Source organism: Achromobacter sp. NCFB-sbj8-Ac1-l (assembly GCF_052695805.1).
In genome coordinates this window covers 1,972,107-1,989,865 of the sequence record NZ_CP199812.1, presented here as the reverse complement: position 1 = coordinate 1,989,865, position 17,759 = coordinate 1,972,107, and the positions used below count along the sequence as shown (strand labels likewise).

Here is a 17,759-nt window from a genome sequence, read left to right as displayed (position 1 = left end):
GCCCTAGCCACGCCAATGAAAAAAGCGGCCCCCTCAGGGGCCGCCTTCATGGATGCCGCGCATCCCGCCGCAATCAGCCCAGCACGGGCGACAGCAACGGTTGCTTGGGCCGCACATCCAGCGCCCGGCCCTTGCGTGCGCGCTTGCCGACATAGATTGCCAACGCGTCGCCGACCAGGATGTCTTCGGTGTGCTTGTTGCGATAGATGCCCGCGGCGCGCAGGCCGAGCGCACCGATCGGCACGGTCTGGTCGAGCTTGTCCGCGCCATCCAGGCCCATCAGGATGGTGCCGCGGCCGCCGCCGGACAGCGCCTTGACCTCGTCCAGCCCGAACACCAGGAACTTGCCCTTCTGCGACAGCAGGGCCAGCTGCTTGGCGCCGTCGAACAACGGCACGGGGTGCAGCAGTTCATCGCCCGCTTCCAGCGTGATGAACTGCTTGCCGGCGCGCTGACGGCTGATCATGTCCGACAGCTTGGCCGAGAAGCCATAGCCGCCGCGCGTGGCCAGCAGCCAGCGGCTGTCAGGCGCCGCCGCGATGGTGTGCACGATGCGCGAACCGCTTTCCAGGTCGATCATGGTGGTGACCGGCTGGCCGTCGCCGCGCGCCGACGGCAGGCTGGCCACCGGCACCGAATAGACCCGGCCGTTGTCGCCCATCGCGATCAGCGTGTCGGTGGTGCGGCATTCGAAAGCGCCATACATGTCGTCGCCCTGCTTGAAGGCGAATTGCGACTTGTCGTGGCCGTGGCCTTGGCGGGCACGCAGCCAGCCCTTTTGCGACACCACCACGGTCACCGGCTCGTCCAGCACCTTGGTTTCGAGCACGGCGCGTTCGGCGGTTTCGATCAGGGTGCGGCGGTCATCGCCATACTGCTTGGCGTCGGCCTCGATTTCCTTGATCAGCAGGCGCTTGAGGCTGTTGGGGTTGTCCAGCAGCTCTTGCAGCGCAAGCTGGTCCTTGCGCTTTTCTTCAAGCTCTTTCTCGATCTTGAAGCCTTCCAGGCGCGCCAGCTGACGCAGGCGCATTTCCAGGATGTCTTCGGCCTGACGCTCGGACAGCTTGAAGCGTTCCATCAGGGCCGCGCGCGGCTCGTCGGATTCGCGAATGGTCTGGATGACCTCTTCGACGTTCAGGTAGACCACCATGCGGCCTTCCAGCACGTGGATGCGGTCGATGACCTTGTCCAGGCGGAAGCGGGTGCGGCGCACGACGGTGTGGGTGCGGAATGCCAGCCATTCGACCAGGACATCGCGCAAGCCCTTCTGGCGTGGACGGCCATCGGTGCCGATGCAGACCAGGTTGATCGAGGCGCTGCTTTCCATGCTGGTCTGGGCCAGCAGGGTGTTGACGAATTCGTCGCGATCGACGCGCGAGGTCTTGGGTTCGAACACCAGGCGCACCGCGGCATCCTTGCCGGATTCGTCGCGCACGGCGTCCAGCAGGTTCAGCATCACGGCCTTGGCCTGGGTCTGCTCGGGCGTCAGGCTCTTCTTGCCGCTCTTGACCTTGGGGTTGGTGATTTCCTCGATTTCCTCGAGCACCTTCTGGCCCGAGGTGCCCGGCGGCAGTTCGGTGACCACCAACTGCCACTGGCCGCGCGCCATTTCCTCGAACGTCCAGCGGGCCCGCACTTTCAGCGAACCGCGGCCGCCCGCGTAGATCTGCGCAATGTCGGCAGCGGGGGTGATGATCTGCCCGCCCCCGGCGAAATCAGGGCCGGGAATCATGCCGTAGAGTTCGGCGTCCGGCAGTTGCGGGTGCTTGATCAACGCCACGCAGGCCTGCGCGACCTCGCGCAGGTTGTGCGGCGGAATCTCGGTAGCCATGCCGACCGCGATGCCCGATGCGCCATTGAGCAGCATGACGGGCAGGCGCGCCGGCAGCATCTGGGGCTCTTGCTGGCTGCCGTCGTAGTTGGGCACGAAATCGACCGTGCCTTCGTCCAGTTCGTCCAGCAGCAGCTTGGCGATGGGCGTCAGGCGCGCTTCGGTGTAGCGCATCGCCGCGGCGTTGTCGCCGTCGCGCGAGCCGAAGTTGCCCTGGCCGTCGATCAGCGGGTAGCGCAGGGAAAAATCCTGCGCCATCCGCACCATGGCGTCGTAGGCCGCCTGGTCGCCGTGGGGGTGATATTTGCCCAGCACATCGCCCACGACGCGCGCGGATTTCACCGGCTTGGCCCCCGCGGCCAGGCCCATGGCCTGCATTGCGTACAGGATGCGGCGCTGCACGGGCTTTTGCCCGTCGCCCACGTCCGGCAGGGCCCGGCCCCGCACCACGGATACTGCGTAGTCCAGATAAGCCTGTTCGGCATAGCGCGCCAGGGTGATGGCGGCATCGCCGCCCTCTTCGGGTGCGGCGTCGAACAAACCGTGTTGATTGCTGTCGGTCATGATGGTTTCAGGTAGACAAATTCATTGAAACGGCGTCATTGGGAACGCGCGGCGTCCAGCAGCTGGATATCGGCCACGTGCTCGCGCAATTGGGCGCGCACGGCGTCCAGCGTCGCGGCGTCTTGCCCGCGCTTGGGGATGATCACGCCCTGCAGGGTGCCCAGGATGACGTAGAGGTGCTGCGGCGTTTCCTCGACCCGCCGCACATCGCCCCAGGGGAGCTGCCCGGACGCGCCGGCAACGGTGTCGTCGATGCCTGCCGGCCCGAAGACCAGTTGATGGCGCCCCAGGAACAGGCCGTCGGGCTGCTTGGCCAGCATGCGTCGCGTGTTCATGCGCACCAGCCCCGGCAGCACGAACTCGTAGGCCAGCGCCAGCAACACCAGAATGCCCAGGCCCACGGCCAGGCCCTCGAAGTACAAGGGCAGCATCAGGCCCCAGTTGGGCCCATTGCCACCCCAGGTCTGCCAGACCAGGTACGCGAACAGCACCACGATCATCAGCACCGCAAAGCGCAGGTGCGATCGGTAGCGACGACGGCGCAACTCCGGCCGCTTGTAGACATACGCCGAGAAATCGGCGTAGTCGTCGGCCGTGAGGTCGACCGCCATGGACGCGGGCGGCAACGCCATCAGATGTCGAGCTCCGCCAGGTTGCCCTTTTCTTCGATCCAGGCGCGGCGCTGCGACGATTCACCCTTGCCCATCAGCATGTCGAACATGCGGGTGGTGTCTTCGGGGGTCTGGTCGCCATAACCCACGGGCAGCAGCCGGCGCGTGTCCGGGTTCATGGTGGTTTCCCACAGCTGTTCGGGGTTCATTTCGCCCAGGCCCTTGAAGCGGCTGACCGTCCAGGCGCCTTCGCGCGAGCCTTCCTTGCGCAGCTTGTCCTGCGCGGCTTCGAGCTCGCCTTCGTCCAGGCAGTAGATCTTGCGCGCCGGACGCTTGCCCTGCGCCGGAACATCCAGGCGGAACAGCGGCGGCTTGGCCACGAACACATTGCCGGCTTCGACCAGCTTGGGGAAGTGCTTGTAGAACAGCGTCAGGAGCAGCACCTGGATGTGCGAGCCGTCGACGTCGGCGTCAGACAGGATGCAGATGCGGCCATAGCGCAGGCCGGACAGGTCCGGCGTGTCGTTGGGCCCGTGGGGGTCCACGCCGATGGCGACGGAAATGTCGTGGATTTCGTTGTTGGCGAACAGGCGGTCGCGGTCGACTTCCCAGGAATTGAGCACCTTGCCGCGCAGCGGCAGGATGGCCTGGAATTCCTTGTCGCGACCCATCTTGGCCGACCCACCGGCCGAATCACCCTCGACCAGGAAAACTTCGGTCCGGGTGGCGTCGCTGGATTCACAGTCGGTCAGCTTGCCCGGCAGCACGGCCACCCCGGAACTCTTGCGCTTTTCGACCTTCTGCGCCGAACGCTGGCGCGCCTGCGCCTGGCGAATGGCCAATTCAGCCAGCTTCTTGCCGTATTCCACATTGCTGTGCAGCCAGAGATCGAGCGCGCTCTTGGAAAAGCCGCCCACCAGGCGAACCGCGTCGCGGCTGTTCAGGCGTTCTTTGATCTGGCCCTGGAATTGCGGGTCAAGCACCTTGGCCGACAGCACGAAGCTGGCGCGGGCGAACACGTCTTCGGGCAGCAGCTTCACGCCCTTGGGCAGCAGGCTGTGCAGTTCGGCAAAGCCCTTGACCGCACCAAACAGGCCTTCTCGCAGGCCGGATTCGTGCGTGCCGCCGGCCGGCGTGGGAATCAGGTTGACGTAGGACTCGCGCACGGCGTTGCCGTCTTCGGTCCAGGCCACGACCCACTGGGCGCCCTCGCCTTCGGCGAAGTTCTCGTGGTCGGCGCCGGCGTATTGCTCGCCTTCGAAGAACGGCACCATCAGTTCGGCGCCGGACAGCGCCTCGGCCAGGTAGCCGCGCAGGCCGTCCTGGTACTGCCAGGTCTTGGTGTCGCCGGTCTTTTCATTGACCAGCAGCACCTTCACGCCCGGCAGCAGCACGGCCTTGCTGCGCAACAGGTGGGTCAGCTCGCCCAGCGGAATATTGGGGCTGTCGAAATACTTCGCGTCAGGCCAGACCCGCACGCGGGTGCCCGACTTCTTGCGGCCGCCCTGGTCATAGGGCGCCAGGGGTTCGGCGACGTCGCCCCCCTTGAAGACCAGGCGGTTGACCGCCCCGTCGCGCCAGACCACGACTTCAAGGCGGGTAGCCAGGGCATTGGTGACGGATACGCCGACGCCGTGCAGGCCGCCCGAAAACGCATAGGCGCCGCCGCCGGCCTTGTCGAACTTGCCGCCTGCGTGCAGGCGGGTGAACACCAGCTCCACCACGGGCGCGTGTTCTTCGGGGTGCAGGCCGACGGGAATGCCGCGGCCGTCATCTTCGACGGAAACGCTGCCATCGATGTGCAGCGTGACCTGTATCTGTTTGCCGTAGCCCGCCAGGGCTTCGTCTGCGGCGTTATCAATGACCTCCTGCACGACGTGCAGGGGGTTTTCGGTGCGGGTGTACATGCCCGGGCGCTGGCGCACGGGCTCCAGCCCCTTCAGGACGCGGATGGACGCCTCGTTGTAACGTGGAGTGGCCAAGTTATCCCCAACATCTGTGGAAAAAAACCGACATTTTACGGATAAGCCCAGATTCTGCGCGGCTCCGGGTGGAATGCGCACGACCTGACCAGCTCCGAATTCGGTAGGATGACGATAGACACAGCGAGCGTAGCCGGGTTCAACCAACCCGATCACGACAACTGCGCCGCAACATCCTACACAAAAGCGGCAAACCCTGTTGTTATAAACAGTGGTATGACTGTCGTTATTGACAGTGGTATGCTTTAATCCATTCCACAAACAAGAACAACGGCAAGGCGCGTCCCTTTTTTTCGCGCCTTTTGCTGCCGAACCGAGAATCACCATCATGAGCGACCAAATCAAGAACGTCAGTGACGCGAGCTTCGATGCCGATGTGTTGAAATCCGGCCAGCCGGTGCTGGTGGACTACTGGGCTGCCTGGTGTGGCCCCTGCAAGATGATTGCCCCGATCCTGGAAGAAGTCGCCACCGAGTACGCAGGTCGCCTGACGATCGCGAAGCTGAACGTGGACGAAAACCAGGGCACTGCCTCCAAGTACGGCATCCGCGGCATTCCCACCCTTATGCTCTTTAAAGACGGCCAGGCTGCCGCCACCAAGGTTGGCGCGCTGTCGAAGTCGCAACTCACCGCATTCCTGGACGGCGCGTTGTAAACTGCGTGCTGTGAACGAAGGCGCCGCCCTGGTGGCGGCGCTCATTCAATACCGCGCGAGCCCGTCCGTGGCGCGCCGCCAGAACCCTCCTTTACTTTTCCCCCACCACTCACCGCGATGCACCTCAACGAACTGAAGGCGCTGCATGTCTCGCAGCTGCTGGAAATGGCCGCTGGCCTGGAAATCGAGAACGCCAACCGCCTGCGCAAGCAGGAGCTGATGTTCGCCATCATGAAACGGCGCGCCAAGCAGGGCGAGCAGATCTTTGGCGACGGCGTGCTTGAAGTCCTGCCCGACGGCTTCGGTTTCCTGCGCTCGCCCGAGACCTCGTATCTGGCCAGCACGGACGACATCTACATCTCGCCCTCCCAGATTCGCCGTTTCAACCTGCACACCGGCGACTCGATCGAAGGTGAAGTGCGCACGCCCAAGGATGGCGAGCGTTACTTTGCGCTGGTCAAGGTGGACAAGGTCAATGGCGTGGCGCCCGAGGCGATCAAGCATCGCATCATGTTCGAGAACCTGACGCCGCTGCACCCGAACCGGACCATGCGTCTGGAACGCGACATCAAGAGCGAAGAAAACCTCACGGGCCGCATCCTCGACGTCTTCGCCCCCATCGGCATGGGCCAGCGCGGCCTGATCGTCGCCAGCCCCAAGTCGGGCAAGACGGTGATGATGCAGCACATTGCGCACGCCATCACCACCAACTACCCCGACGCCGTCATGATCGTCCTGCTGGTGGACGAGCGCCCGGAAGAAGTGACCGAAATGCAGCGCACCGTGCGCGGCGAAGTGGTGGCCTCGACCTTCGATGAACCCGCCACCCGCCACGTGCAGGTTGCGGAAATGGTCATCGAAAAGGCCAAGCGCCTGGTCGAAATGAAGAAAGACGTGGTGATCCTGCTGGACTCGATCACCCGCCTGGCCCGCGCCTACAACACCGTCGTACCGGCTTCCGGCAAGGTGCTGACCGGCGGCGTGGACGCCAATGCCCTGCAGCGCCCCAAGCGCTTCTTCGGTGCGGCGCGCAACCTCGAGGAAGGCGGTTCGCTGACCATCCTGGGCACCGCGCTGATCGAAACCGGCAGCCGCATGGACGAAGTCATCTACGAAGAATTCAAGGGCACGGGCAACTCCGAAGTCCACCTTGAACGTCGTCTGGCTGAAAAGCGCGTCTACCCGTCGATCAACCTGAACAAGTCGGGCACTCGCCGCGAAGAACTGCTGATCGCGCCGGACCTGCTGCAAAAGGTCTGGGTACTGCGCAAGTTCATCCACGACATGGACGAAGTCCAATCCATGGAATTCATCCTGGACAAGATGCGCGCCACCAAGACCAATGCCGAATTCTTCGACATGATGAAGAAGAAGTAAGCTGCCCAGACGTAAGCCACCCTTACGCGATTGGCATTGATTTGGCGAGGACAGCCCCAGGGCGGTCCTCGCCAAATGCTTTATGGGGCGGCGTTTTGGTCAGTCTTTGAGCCAGCGATCGGCAGGCCTGCGGCGGTGCCCGCATTCGTGCCCGGTGTTCACTGCACCTTGGGATCAGGGAATGGCAACTTGTCCTGGGAGGAACTCGGCTGGGCCTTCCACTTCTTGCCCTGCTTGTAGAAGTCCATCTGGTTCTCGTTGACCACCGCCCCCATCGTCACCGCCACCGTGCACGCCACCTGCCCCGGGTGGGTGGCTTCTTCGGCAGCCACGCAGGTGCCCAGCTTGACCTTGGACGGGCGCGACAAGCCGGTGCCTTCCAGCATGTCGACAATGGCATCCGTGGCCTCGGCAATGGTGGGCAGCACCAGGCTCTGGGCCTGGGCCCAGGCGGAAACGCTCATCAATGCGACCGCCGTTACCACGCGGATCCGGGACTTGGGCATCTGTCAGCTCCATCAGTATTGGGACTGACGCAGCTTATAGGCAGGGCCACGTTGCTGTCTGTACGGTCTGTATCGCAATGTCAGGCCTGGCGCGGGCCGCCCAGATCAGTGTTCGATGAACTCTTCCAGGCTGCGTGGCTTGGGCGTCTGCTTGGGCGCCGGCTTGCCCGAGGCGTCGATGGGATCGATCTGCGGATCGTCCCAGCTACCCGTGACGGCGTATTCCAGGGTCATGGCGCGGGCCAGCGGCTGCTTGAGCAACCATTGCGTCACGAACGCCCCCAGGCCAATCAATGGGTTGACGGCCAGCGCCGTCACCATGGCCGCGCCACTGGCGTCCAGGTTGGGAATGACCACCGCCTTCAGGTTCCAGCGCTCCTGCACGATATTGACGCCGCCGGCCAGCACGATGGCGGCGACCGGACCATTGAGTTTGTAGCCCTCGGTGGTCAGCGAGCCGTCGGCCATCTTGACCTGACCGCGCACGGTATCGAACGGAAAGCCATCGCGCAGCAAGTTGGTGGGGTTGACGTCCAGCCGGGCCAGGCGCTGCAAGGATTGCAGCGACAGCAACTCGAGCAAGCGGGCCGTGCGCGAGTTCACGTGCATGAAGCGGCCCTTGTCCAGGCTGATCTCGGCGTCGCCGACGATGTCGGCAATGTTGTGGGTCCAGGGCAGATTGCGCCAGGTCGCTTTGCCTTTGACGCTGCCCGTGCCGCCTGACACCACGCGTTCGAAGCCGATGCGGTCCATGAAGGCCCCCACGTTCTCGAACTTGGCGGTCGCGTCCACCGTCAGCCCGCGGTCCGGGCCTTCGAGGCGCCAGGCGCCGGTGGCATTCAGTGTGGCGGCGTCGTTGGTGATCGACAGTTTGTCCAGGCGCCATTGGCGGCCCCGTTCCAGATTGGTGCCCAGCACCTGCAATTCGCCCAGGTTCTTGCCATACAGCTTGAATTCCTTGGCTTGCAGGTCGATGGCGGGAATATCGGACAGGTCGCTACCCGACGACAAGGCCTTGTCGGCCTCGTTGGTGTCGTCCGCGCCGCCCAGCGCCAGGTGTTTCAGCCGGGCCGTGATCTGGCCCGCGATGGCGCCCGAAGCCTCGCGCCACGACAGCGAACCGGCCGCCTGGCGCGATTCGATATCCACGCGCCACTGCGCTGGCGCCGGGCGGGTGGCGTACAGGGTCAGGTCGTTCAGGGTGTAGCCGCTGGTGCGCAGGACGCCCGTGGCCAGGCTGACCCGCTCGGGCTGCGGCAGCAGCGGGCGGGCTGCCGGGCGCCCCTTGACCGGGGGTGGACTGAAACCGTCGGACACGGCCTCCCAGGCATCCATGTCCAGTTCGGGCAGGCTGGCGCTCAGGCTCAGGCCGCGTTCGGGCAGGCTGGCGGGTCGGCCGATGCCCAGGGTGCCGCGGGCAAAATACGAGGGCGCGGCATCCGTCGGATCACGTTCGAACAGCGCGTTGATGTTCTCGCCCAGGCTGGCGGTCAGCCAGCGCCGGCCCTTGGCGCCGCGATCCTGTGCAGCGCCCCACTGCAGCTTGAGTGTTTGCGCAGTGGCTGCCGGCTTGCCCACCGGCGCGGGCATGTTGATTGCCATGCCGACCAGATCGGTTTCCATCGACAATTCGACCGAACCGCCTCGCTGATAGCCGACCGCCCCCTTGTAGGCCGCCTTGCCCGAAAAAAGCGCCATCGACGGCGTATTGCTGATCTGGGTCAGGCCCGATCCCGCCAGCACGCCATCAAAGCGCAGGACGTCCTTGGGCTGCGACAGGCTGCCAGCGATCTTGACCGGACCGCCCAGGAACTGCGCGCGGATTTCCTTGGTATGCACCCCTTTTTCCGAGAAGTCCAGGTCGCCGTGCATCTGGCTGAGCAAGGGCATTTCGGGCATGAAGGTGAACGTGTTGTCGGCGAACTGGATCTTGCCCTCGACCTGCGTGTCGTCGGTGTTCATCAACGGCACCTTCAACTTCAGCGGCATGCGCCAGTTGCCGGTGCCCCGGGCTTCGTCCAACGCTCCGTCGAGCAGGCCGCCCAGCGGCGAGTTCTCCGCCAGCGCCAGGTAGGCGGGCACCGGGCCGGTCGTGTCGCCATCGACCGTCAGCAGGGCGTTGTGCTCCATGTCGGGAATGCTGGCGGTCACTGCGCCCAGGGTCACCGTCTGGTCCGGACCGGTATGCGCCACCGCACCGCCGGGGCTGTCGAGCACCAGGCCCACCTTGTCGACCCGGAAGCTGCCAGAGAGGTTTTCGAGCATCGGCCAGCCCTTGCGGTGGCTGCGCGCCGGCGCGTAATCGACCTTGGCACCGGTATAGGCGCCGGCGATGACGAATTCGCCGGTCGAACCCGGCGCCCCAAAGGGAAACTCGTCCAGGTCCCCCTTGAGGGTGATGGCGGCCGATTCCATCTGGCCGGCGGGCAAGCCGGTGGCCAGCCACTCGCGCGCGTCCGCATTGACCTCGAGCGGCAGGTAGCGGTGGATGGCGTTCATCTTGCCCCGCACCAGCGTGCCGCGCATATCGACGCTGCCCGCCCCGGTCTTGCCCTCTTTGCGCCATTGGCCTTGCAGGCGGACGTCCAGGTCGCTGTTGGCGATCCGCAGCTGGCCGACGTCCACGAACCAGTTCCTGGCATCGACGCCTTTGGTCTGGGCGTCCAATGCCAGTTCGTCGGCCACCAGCTCGGGCTGTTCGAATACGCCCGGCAGCGCCACGCGCAACTGTTCGACGCGCCCTTTGACCGACAGATTCGCCGCGCCGGAACTGCGCGCCAGCGGCAGGCCGTCAGTGTCAATGAAGTCGCCCGGCGTGCCCTCGATGCGAAGCTGGGCATAGCCGCTGCGGACCGCCGGCCCGTCGGCAGCCGCCGTCCAGCCGACGCCGCGTCCTGCCACGTCGGCCGTCAGGGTGGTGAACTTGCCATGATCCAGCTGCAGCCAGGCCCGGCCGCTGATGCGTCCCTTGACGGGAGGCGGCGGCGCCCAAGGCGCCCAGGCCTGCGGCTCGGCGTCATCGAGGGCCGCGTAGAGTTCACCGCTCCAGTTGGCCGGATTGGACGCATCGCCCGCGAACAGGCTGCGATTGAATTCGCCGCGCAGGTCCAGTTTGCGGCCCAGCGCCGGATCGGCATCGGCGCGCAGCACGAAACGATGCGACAGGCTGCCGTTGCGCACCAGGAAATCGACATTGCTCAGTACCAGGTCGGGCGCCTGGCGCATTTCATCCTGCCAGCGGATGGTGGCGCCACGGATGCGCAATTCACGCTGCGCGGTCAGCCAACGCAGCGCGGGATGATCCAGATCAGATCGGTGATCGCTGGCGTTCAGGTCGATGCTTTGGCCCGCCACCCATAGATGGTTGTCGGTATCGCGGCGCAAGGTCAGTTCGGGCTGCTCGACGCGCAGGCGCACCAGCTTGGGCGACAGGGTCAGGATGCTGCGCCAGGCGAGCACGGCGGATACCGAGGGCAGCGTCAGCACCGGCGCCTCAACGCCGTCATAGACCTGGACGTCAGCCAGTTCCAGCCGGGGATTGAGCCCCTGCCATTCCGCCTTGATGTCGCCGATCGAGACGCGTGCGCCCAACGCCTGGCTGGCGTAGGCTTCGATCTGGGGACGCCACTGGTCCACGCGCGGCAAGACCCAATAGCGCACGCCCAAGAGCCCGACGGCCACGACGCTATAGATAGTCAGCGCCGCCCAGAACAGGCAGCAGAGCACTTTTTTTGAAACAGACACGGATCGGTGGGCAGGAGAATATGTCTTGCGGTATCGTCCCCACTTATACCTGAAACGCGCCCATTCGTCTCTCGCCCGATACCCATGTCCACGCCCTCCCTGCTCGCCCCTGCCCTGGCCTGGTCCGGCCACCTGCGCCGCCGTCTGGATGCCCATCCGGACCTTGCCGCCTGGCTGGAAGACGCGGTGCGCCAGCCCGTCACCCCCGAACGATTGGCGCAGTGGCAGGCTGAACTGGCGGGCCCGGGCGCGCCGGCGGTGCTGCCGGTGGACCTGTGCCGGCAGGTGCTGCGCAAGCTGCGCGAGCGGGTATTCAGCACGCTGATCGTGCGCGACCTGGCCGGCCAGGCGCCGCTCGAGGAAGTGGTGGGTGCAATGACGACGCTGGCCGACATGGCGGTAGCGGCGGCCTACCGTAGCGTGGCGGCCGACCTGGCCGCCGTGCACGGCGTGCCGCGCGACCCGGCCACCGGGCAGCCCCAGGAAATGCTGATCGTGGGCATGGGCAAGCTGGGCGGCTGCGAGCTCAACGTCTCGTCCGACATCGACCTGATCATGCTGTACGGCGAGGAAGGCGATACCGACGGCCCGCGCCGCATCAGCCACCACGAGTTCTACGGCCGCCTGACCCGGCGCATGATGCCCGTGCTGTCCGAAGTGGACGCCAACGGCCAGGTATTCCGTACCGACCTGCGCCTGCGCCCCGACGGCGATGCCGGCCCGCTGGCCTGGAGCCTGGACGCGCTGGAACACTACCTCATCGGCCAGGGCCGCGAATGGGAACGCTATGCCTGGCTCAAGGCGCGGCTGATGCCCGCCCAGGTATTCGAGGGCAGCGACAGCACGGCCCAGGCACGCCAGCTGGAAAGCCTGCGCGTGCCTTTCGTGTACCGCAAATATTTCGACTTCGACGCGCTGGCCGCGTTGCGCGCCCTGCGCGAACGCATCCGCCAGGACTGGCAGCGACGCGCCATGGCGCGCAATGGCATCGACAGCGCCAACAACATCAAGCTGGGCGATGGCGGCATCCGCGAGATCGAATTCGTGGTGCAACTGGCCCAGCTGATCCGTGGCGGCCGCATGCCGGCCCTGCAAAAGCGGGGCTTGCTGGAAGCGCTGCACGCCGAATGCGTCGCCGGTCTGGTGCCCGAAGACGACGCGCGCCGCCTGGAAGAGGCCTACCGTTTCCTGCGCCGCACCGAACACGCGCTGCAATACCGCGAAGACGAGCAGACCCACCTGCTGCCCGGCGACCCCGCGCTGCGCGCCGGACTGGCCGCTGCGCTGGGCTTCACCCCGGAAGATTTCGAAAGCACCCTGGCCGCGCACCGCCAATTCGTCTCGCAGACCTTCCGCAACGTATTCCGGATGGTAGGCATGGACAGCGAGGACACGGCCAATGCGCCCGATGCCCAAAGCGACCCGGCGACCGACGAACCCGACAGTGAATGCGAACTGGCCGAGCAGATCCGCCAAGCCTTCGGCGACGAAGCGGACGACCTGCTGCGCCGCACCGAAACCCTGCTGGGCAGCCATCGCATCCGCAGCCTGCCGGAAAGCAGCCGCCGCCGCATGGAAGTCCTGCTGCCCGCCGCGCTGCGCGCCGCCCGCCAGACGCCGGCCCCGCTGAACGCGGCCGTGCGCCTGTTCGACCTGATCGAAAAGATAGCCCAGCGCAGCGCCTACCTGGCCCTGTTGGCGGAATACCCCGACACGCTGGCGCGAGTGGCCCGCATGGTGGCCGCCAGCCCCTGGGCAGCCCAATACCTGACGCAGCATCCGCTGCTGCTGGACAGCCTGATCGACTGGCGCACGCTGTTCGAACCGCTGGACTTCGCCCAGATCGCCCGGCAACTGCGCGCGGACCTGGACGCCTGCCGCCTGCCCGACGGCGATCCGGACATCGAACGCCAGATGAACCTGATGCGTGACGTACAGCGCCAGGCCAGCTTCCAACTGCTGGCGCAAGACCTGGAAGGCGAGCTGACGGTGGAAAAGCTGGCCGATCAGTTGTCCGCGCTGGCTGACCTGCTGCTCACCGAAACCATCCACCGCACCTGGCCCCTGGTCAACAAAGTCCCGGACGCTCCCCCTCGCTTCGCGGTGATCGCCTACGGCAAGCTGGGCGGCAAGGAACTGGGGTATTCGTCCGACCTGGACCTGGTGTTCCTGTATGACGACCCGCGCGACGACGCGTCAGAGGTCTACGCCAAGCTGGGCCGGCGCATGACATCCTGGCTGTCGACCATGACCTCGTCGGGCCGCCTGTACGAAATCGACCTGCGCCTGCGCCCGGACGGCGATGCAGGCCTGTTGGCCGTATCCGTCGAGGCCTTCGAGCAGTACCAACAGAAGCACGCCTGGGCCTGGGAGCACCAGGCGCTGACACGGGCACGCTACGCGTCGGGCGACGCGGCGGTCGGCGAGCGTTTCGAGCAGATTCGCGAGGCCATACTGGTGATGCCCCGCGATACGGCAGCCCTGCGCGACGAAGTGCTGGCCATGCGCGAGAAAATCAACGCCGGCCACCCGAACAGCAGCGGCAAGTTCGACCTGAAACACGATAGCGGCGGCATGGTCGACGTGGAATTCGTGACCCAGTACCTGGTGCTGTGCCAGGCGGGCACGCACCCCATGCTGGTGCGCAACCTGGGCAACATCACCCTGCTGCGGCTGGCCGGCGAGGCCGGTTTGATCGACCCGGGCCTGGCGGCGCGTGCGGGCGACGCCTATCGCGTACTGCGGCGCATCCAGCACCAACTGCGCATGCAGGGGGTGGAAAAGGCGCGGGTCGCGCCCGACCAGTTGCAGGCCGAGCGCACCGCTGTACGAGAGCTGTGGCAGGCGGTGTTCGGCTGAATAATGGGGGACGCTCTGGCCGCCCGCCTTGAACGCCCCCGTGCAAAGCTGGCAACTCATCGTAAAATAAGGAGTTTTCCGCCTTACTTGCCAGCCAGATATGTCCGAATTCGTGCGCCCCAAACTCGACCTGCCCGTCGGCCGCAGCAAAGTGCTGATGCACTCGTGCTGTGCCCCCTGCTCTGGCGAGGTCATGGAAGCCATGACGGCGTCGGGCATCGACTACGCGATCTACTTCTACAACCCGAACATCCATCCGGTCAAAGAGTACGAGATCCGCAAGCAGGAGAACATTCGCTTTGCCGAGCAGCACGGCATCGAATTCATCGATGCCGACTACGACATGGACAACTGGTTCGATCGCGTCAAGGGCATGGAAGACGCCCCCGAGCGCGGCGAGCGTTGCACGGCCTGCTTCGACATGCGTTTCGAACGCACCGCGCTATACGCCCACGAGCACGGCTTTGACACCATCACCAGCTCGCTCGGCATCTCGCGCTGGAAAGACATGAATCAGATCAACGGCTGCGGCGAGCGCGCGGCCGCTCGCTACGACGACCTGATCTACTGGACGTACAACTGGCGCAAGGGCGGTGGCTCGTCCCGCATGATCGAAATCAGCAAGCGCGAAAACTTCTATCAGCAGGAATACTGCGGCTGCGTCTATTCGCTGCGCGACACCAACCGCCACCGCCGCGCCCAGGGCCGCGAGCGCATCCATATCGGCGTGAAGTTCTACGGCAAGGAAGACCTGATCAACGAGGAAAACCTCTAAGGCGCTCTTGCCGGACCTGTCTGCATGAAAAAGGAGCCCGTGCGGGGCTCCTTTTTCATGGGCGGCCCCTTGGCCGTGTCACGCCGACTCGTTCGGCAGACACCCCTTGCGCCGGTATTCCGACGGCGACACGCCATAGCGGTTGCGAAATGCATGGCTGAACCGCGCCGCGTCTGAAAAGCCGTGCTGGAAGGCGATATCACCGATCTGCCGCGCGGTCTGCGTCGCATCGCCCAGCATGCGCCGGGAACGCTCGAGCCGGGCGCTCAGGATGAAATCGGCGGGCGTGGTGGCGGCCAGGGCAAACAGGTTGTACAGATAGCGGCGCGACACGCGCAGGGCTGCCGCGGCCGTCGCGGGCGACAAATCCGGATCATGCAGGTTTTCGACCAGATACTGCTGCACCCGGCGCAGTTGCGCCTGGCGCATGTCCGCTTGATCTTGTTCGGCCTGCCCGCCCGCCCTTTCGCTGATGTCCAGCCCCATCATCTGCATGACGGCATTGGCGGCATCGCGCGACGCGCTGTCGGAAAGATGCCCGTGTTCGCCCAAGGCGACCCGCAGCAAGTCCATCGCCATGCGGCCGCAGCCGTGCCGAGCGCTGAAACTGCGCGCCACGGAATTCTTCATGAAAGGATGCCAGGCTTCGGAATGTTTGCCCGGCACCAGCATGACCAGAAAGTGCGCGTCGTCGTCGACATCGACCTCGTAGGGACGAGTCGTGTCGTAGATGCCCCAATCACCAGGCATCAGCAATGCCGTGCGGGCAGCCTGCCGGATTTCACTGCGGCCGCCCAGTTGCAGCGTCACCTTGTAGCCTGACACGTCGGCGCGGTCGGCCAACTGCTTGGTACGCCGCACGCGTTGCGCGCCGGTATGCATTTCGCAGATCTGCATCCAGCCCAGGTAATCCATCGCCACGCTGCTGCGAAAGCGCGACGGGTGCACCGCAGACACTTCCAGCGGTACGAACGTATTGCTGATACTTTCCTTCCAGCTGGCGCAATCCAGGAACTGCTGGGGCGCGCTGCGTATAAGGGGCTGGTGCATGGCGACTCCGGCGCACGGCATGAAACAGAGCGGTCTTCTTTCTATCACCGAGCACCTGACAGCGAGTATCCGTGACAACCCCTAAAAGCCACGTGCCCCTAGGGCTTTCGGGCGCTGCCGTAGGAATAATCAGACAAAATGAACCCTTGCTTGGCCAATTCTTGCGCCAATCCGTGGCGTACCGGCACCACGTCCGGGTAACGCCTGGGGCGCGCCGCCGCCACTTCGGCTTCGGTATACGGCTGAAACCCGCTTGGAAGCTGCGCCGGACTGAAGCTGAGCAGCACCCAATTCAGCACGGCGGCCAGATCCGCATTACTCAGTGGCGAGTATGCCGCCCCCGGCACCCGAACCAAGTACTCGCGTCCCGCCGGCAGTCGCGCAAAGGCCCCCACCGAATTACGGAAATCCGGAATCCCGTGGGGCGTACTGCCGCGACCGTCGACCCGATGACAGCCCGCACACTGCAGCACGTAGTCGGCACGGGCCCCGGGCCACAACGCGCCGGCGGCCGCCGGCTCTACGGCCGTGGTGGCCGGCGCCGCGGCAGCGCCACCGGCGGCCGGGGCTTCGACCGCCTGCGACGCGGTCGCAACCAGACTCGCCAATACCGCGACCAGCCGGCGCCCCCACCCACAGCGGGGCCCAAAAAGTCGTGTGTTCATGGCTTCTTCTTGGCCAACCCCACGATCACGGAGGTGGTGCAATGGAAAATGGACGACTCGTTGGACATGCACCAGTTGACGTCGTTGTGCAGGAACATCTGATAGCCAGGGCGCTCGCGCTCGGCAGCCGCGCACATGCACTTGCCGCAAGCCGTCTTGCCGCAACAATCGTTGTAGCTGATGAGATAGTCCTTGCCGTCCATCGGGTTGTGGCAGGTGCCGATCCAGGAAACGGCCGAAGGCGATGTGCCCGGCGGGCAAGACGTGGTGCTGCCGCCGCAGCATGAACACAGAAAGCCGTCCACCGCGCAATAGCGCCAGTAGTCGCAGGCGGTTTCGTCTGTCTGCGGTTTCTTGGCGGCTGCCGGCGCCGAGCGGGCCACCGGCAACACAGGCACCAGGAAGGCGGTACCCACCAGCACCTTGCCAATGCGGTTCAGCACGCTGCGCCGCGACGTGGCGTGCGCCATCGAGCGCGTGGCGCGCTCTCCAAGCTTATCCAACCAGAGCATTGCGGTTCTCCTTGCGGGAAATGCGGGTCTCGTCCAGCGAACCGGCGGCCAGGAATTCCTGCACCGACGCCACGCCCAGTTCCTTGGCCGTGAACAGGCTTTCGAGCTGTTCGCGGGAATTGATCAGGCCCTTGGCGCGGATGACGCCGGTCTCGTCGATCAGCACGGCGTACGGCAGCTTGCTGATCTGGAATTTCATGCCCAGTTCGGTGGACAGCAGGTACGGAAAGCGCTCAAGGCCGGCCTGACGGTAGAAAGCCAGGTGTTCGGGCATTTCGCCGTCGCTGGCCAGCACGATGCGCAGCCAGGCGCTTTCCGTGCCGGCCACGGATTTCAGGATGGGCAAGAGCTTCTTGCATACCGGGCAGGAAGGCGACAGGAAGAACAGCAACTGGCTGTGCTGGCCGCGTTCACCGATGGTCAGGCGACGGCCCAGCAGGTCCGGCAGTTCGAAACGCGGTGCGGCCTCGCCTACCGCGGGCCCCTTGTCCATGGTCAGCGCGCCCATCGGGGCCACGCGTTCGTACAGCACGCCGATCTGGCGCGACAGCGCCAGAATGACCAGCAGCAGGCAGAGCACGACGCCCCACAGCAGGAAATTGGAGATGATCAAGGCTTCCATGTTTTG

General features: G+C 65.2%; 13 protein-coding genes. 4 read left to right on the top strand and 9 right to left on the bottom strand.

Going from position 1 to position 17,759, the window contains the following annotated elements; genetic code table 11:
* Nucleotides 1–73: 73 nt before the first annotated feature.
* Genes parC through ACUDP5_RS09130 form a run of 3 tightly spaced genes read right to left on the bottom strand, consistent with a single transcriptional unit; the run spans nt 74 to nt 4,988 of the window.
* Nucleotides 74–2,395 (bottom strand): DNA topoisomerase IV subunit A, encoded by a 2,322-nt coding sequence (gene parC, locus ACUDP5_RS09140; protein WP_445658597.1) that lies wholly within the window; start codon nt 2,393–2,395, stop codon nt 74–76.
* A 35-nt stretch (nt 2,396–2,430) separates the two neighbouring features.
* On the bottom strand, nt 2,431–3,027 hold the full coding sequence (locus ACUDP5_RS09135; RefSeq protein WP_445658596.1) for a YcxB family protein: 597 nt from the start codon (nt 3,025–3,027) through the stop codon (nt 2,431–2,433).
* Nucleotides 3,027–4,988, bottom strand: a complete 1,962-nt coding sequence (locus tag ACUDP5_RS09130; protein WP_445658595.1) for a DNA topoisomerase IV subunit B — start codon at nt 4,986–4,988, stop codon at nt 3,027–3,029. The genes ACUDP5_RS09135 and ACUDP5_RS09130 overlap by 1 nt, the downstream gene beginning before the upstream one ends.
* 328 nt (nt 4,989–5,316) lie before the next feature.
* On the opposite strand from ACUDP5_RS09130, the gene trxA reads away from it, so the two are divergent.
* Nucleotides 5,317–5,643: a thioredoxin TrxA gene (gene trxA, locus ACUDP5_RS09125; protein ID WP_025135179.1), complete on the top strand. Its 327-nt coding sequence runs from the start codon at nt 5,317–5,319 to the stop codon at nt 5,641–5,643.
* Between the two features lie 117 nt (nt 5,644–5,760).
* Nucleotides 5,761–7,020 (top strand): transcription termination factor Rho, encoded by a 1,260-nt coding sequence (gene rho, locus ACUDP5_RS09120; protein ID WP_006218533.1) that lies wholly within the window; start codon nt 5,761–5,763, stop codon nt 7,018–7,020.
* Nucleotides 7,021–7,178: 158 nt separating this feature from the next.
* Here rho and ACUDP5_RS09115 read toward each other — a convergent pair whose 3' ends face one another.
* Both ACUDP5_RS09115 and ACUDP5_RS09110 read right to left on the bottom strand, forming a co-directional pair.
* Complete coding sequence (locus tag ACUDP5_RS09115; RefSeq protein WP_445658594.1) at nt 7,179–7,526, bottom strand: hypothetical protein; 348 nt, start codon at nt 7,524–7,526, stop codon at nt 7,179–7,181.
* Nucleotides 7,527–7,631: 105 nt separating this feature from the next.
* Complete coding sequence (locus ACUDP5_RS09110; protein WP_445658593.1) at nt 7,632–11,270, bottom strand: YhdP family protein; 3,639 nt, start codon at nt 11,268–11,270, stop codon at nt 7,632–7,634.
* A gap of 84 nt (nt 11,271–11,354) precedes the next feature.
* On the opposite strand from ACUDP5_RS09110, the gene glnE reads away from it, so the two are divergent.
* Together glnE and ACUDP5_RS09100 are read left to right on the top strand one after the other, a co-directional pair.
* The gene (gene glnE, locus ACUDP5_RS09105) at nt 11,355–14,129 is read left to right on the top strand and encodes a bifunctional [glutamate--ammonia ligase]-adenylyl-L-tyrosine phosphorylase/[glutamate--ammonia-ligase] adenylyltransferase (protein WP_445658592.1); all 2,775 of its coding nucleotides are present in this window, start codon (nt 11,355–11,357) and stop codon (nt 14,127–14,129) included.
* Between the two features lie 100 nt (nt 14,130–14,229).
* Nucleotides 14,230–14,904, top strand: coding sequence for an epoxyqueuosine reductase QueH (locus tag ACUDP5_RS09100; RefSeq protein ID WP_445658591.1), 675 nt, complete (start codon nt 14,230–14,232; stop codon nt 14,902–14,904).
* Nucleotides 14,905–14,982: 78 nt separating this feature from the next.
* Here the strand turns inward: ACUDP5_RS09100 and ACUDP5_RS09095 are convergent, their stop codons facing one another.
* The 4 genes from ACUDP5_RS09095 to mauD all read right to left on the bottom strand — a co-directional run bounded on the left by ACUDP5_RS09095 (nt 14,983) and on the right by mauD (nt 17,753).
* Nucleotides 14,983–15,954, bottom strand: a complete 972-nt coding sequence (locus ACUDP5_RS09095) for an AraC-like ligand-binding domain-containing protein (protein WP_445658590.1) — start codon at nt 15,952–15,954, stop codon at nt 14,983–14,985.
* 98 nt (nt 15,955–16,052) lie between these two features.
* Nucleotides 16,053–16,619 carry a cytochrome C gene (locus ACUDP5_RS09090; RefSeq protein ID WP_445658589.1) on the bottom strand — a complete coding sequence of 189 codons (567 nt, stop codon included), beginning with the start codon at nt 16,617–16,619 and terminating at the stop codon, nt 16,053–16,055.
* Nucleotides 16,616–17,131, bottom strand: coding sequence for a methylamine dehydrogenase light chain (locus ACUDP5_RS09085; RefSeq protein WP_263913698.1), 516 nt, complete (start codon nt 17,129–17,131; stop codon nt 16,616–16,618). Before ACUDP5_RS09085 ends, ACUDP5_RS09090 begins: the two co-directional genes overlap by 4 nt.
* Entirely contained in the window at nt 17,115–17,753 is a 639-nt protein-coding gene (mauD, locus tag ACUDP5_RS09080; protein ID WP_263913697.1) for a methylamine dehydrogenase accessory protein MauD, read from the bottom strand. Before mauD ends, ACUDP5_RS09085 begins: the two co-directional genes overlap by 17 nt.
* Nucleotides 17,754–17,759 lie beyond the last annotated feature (6 nt).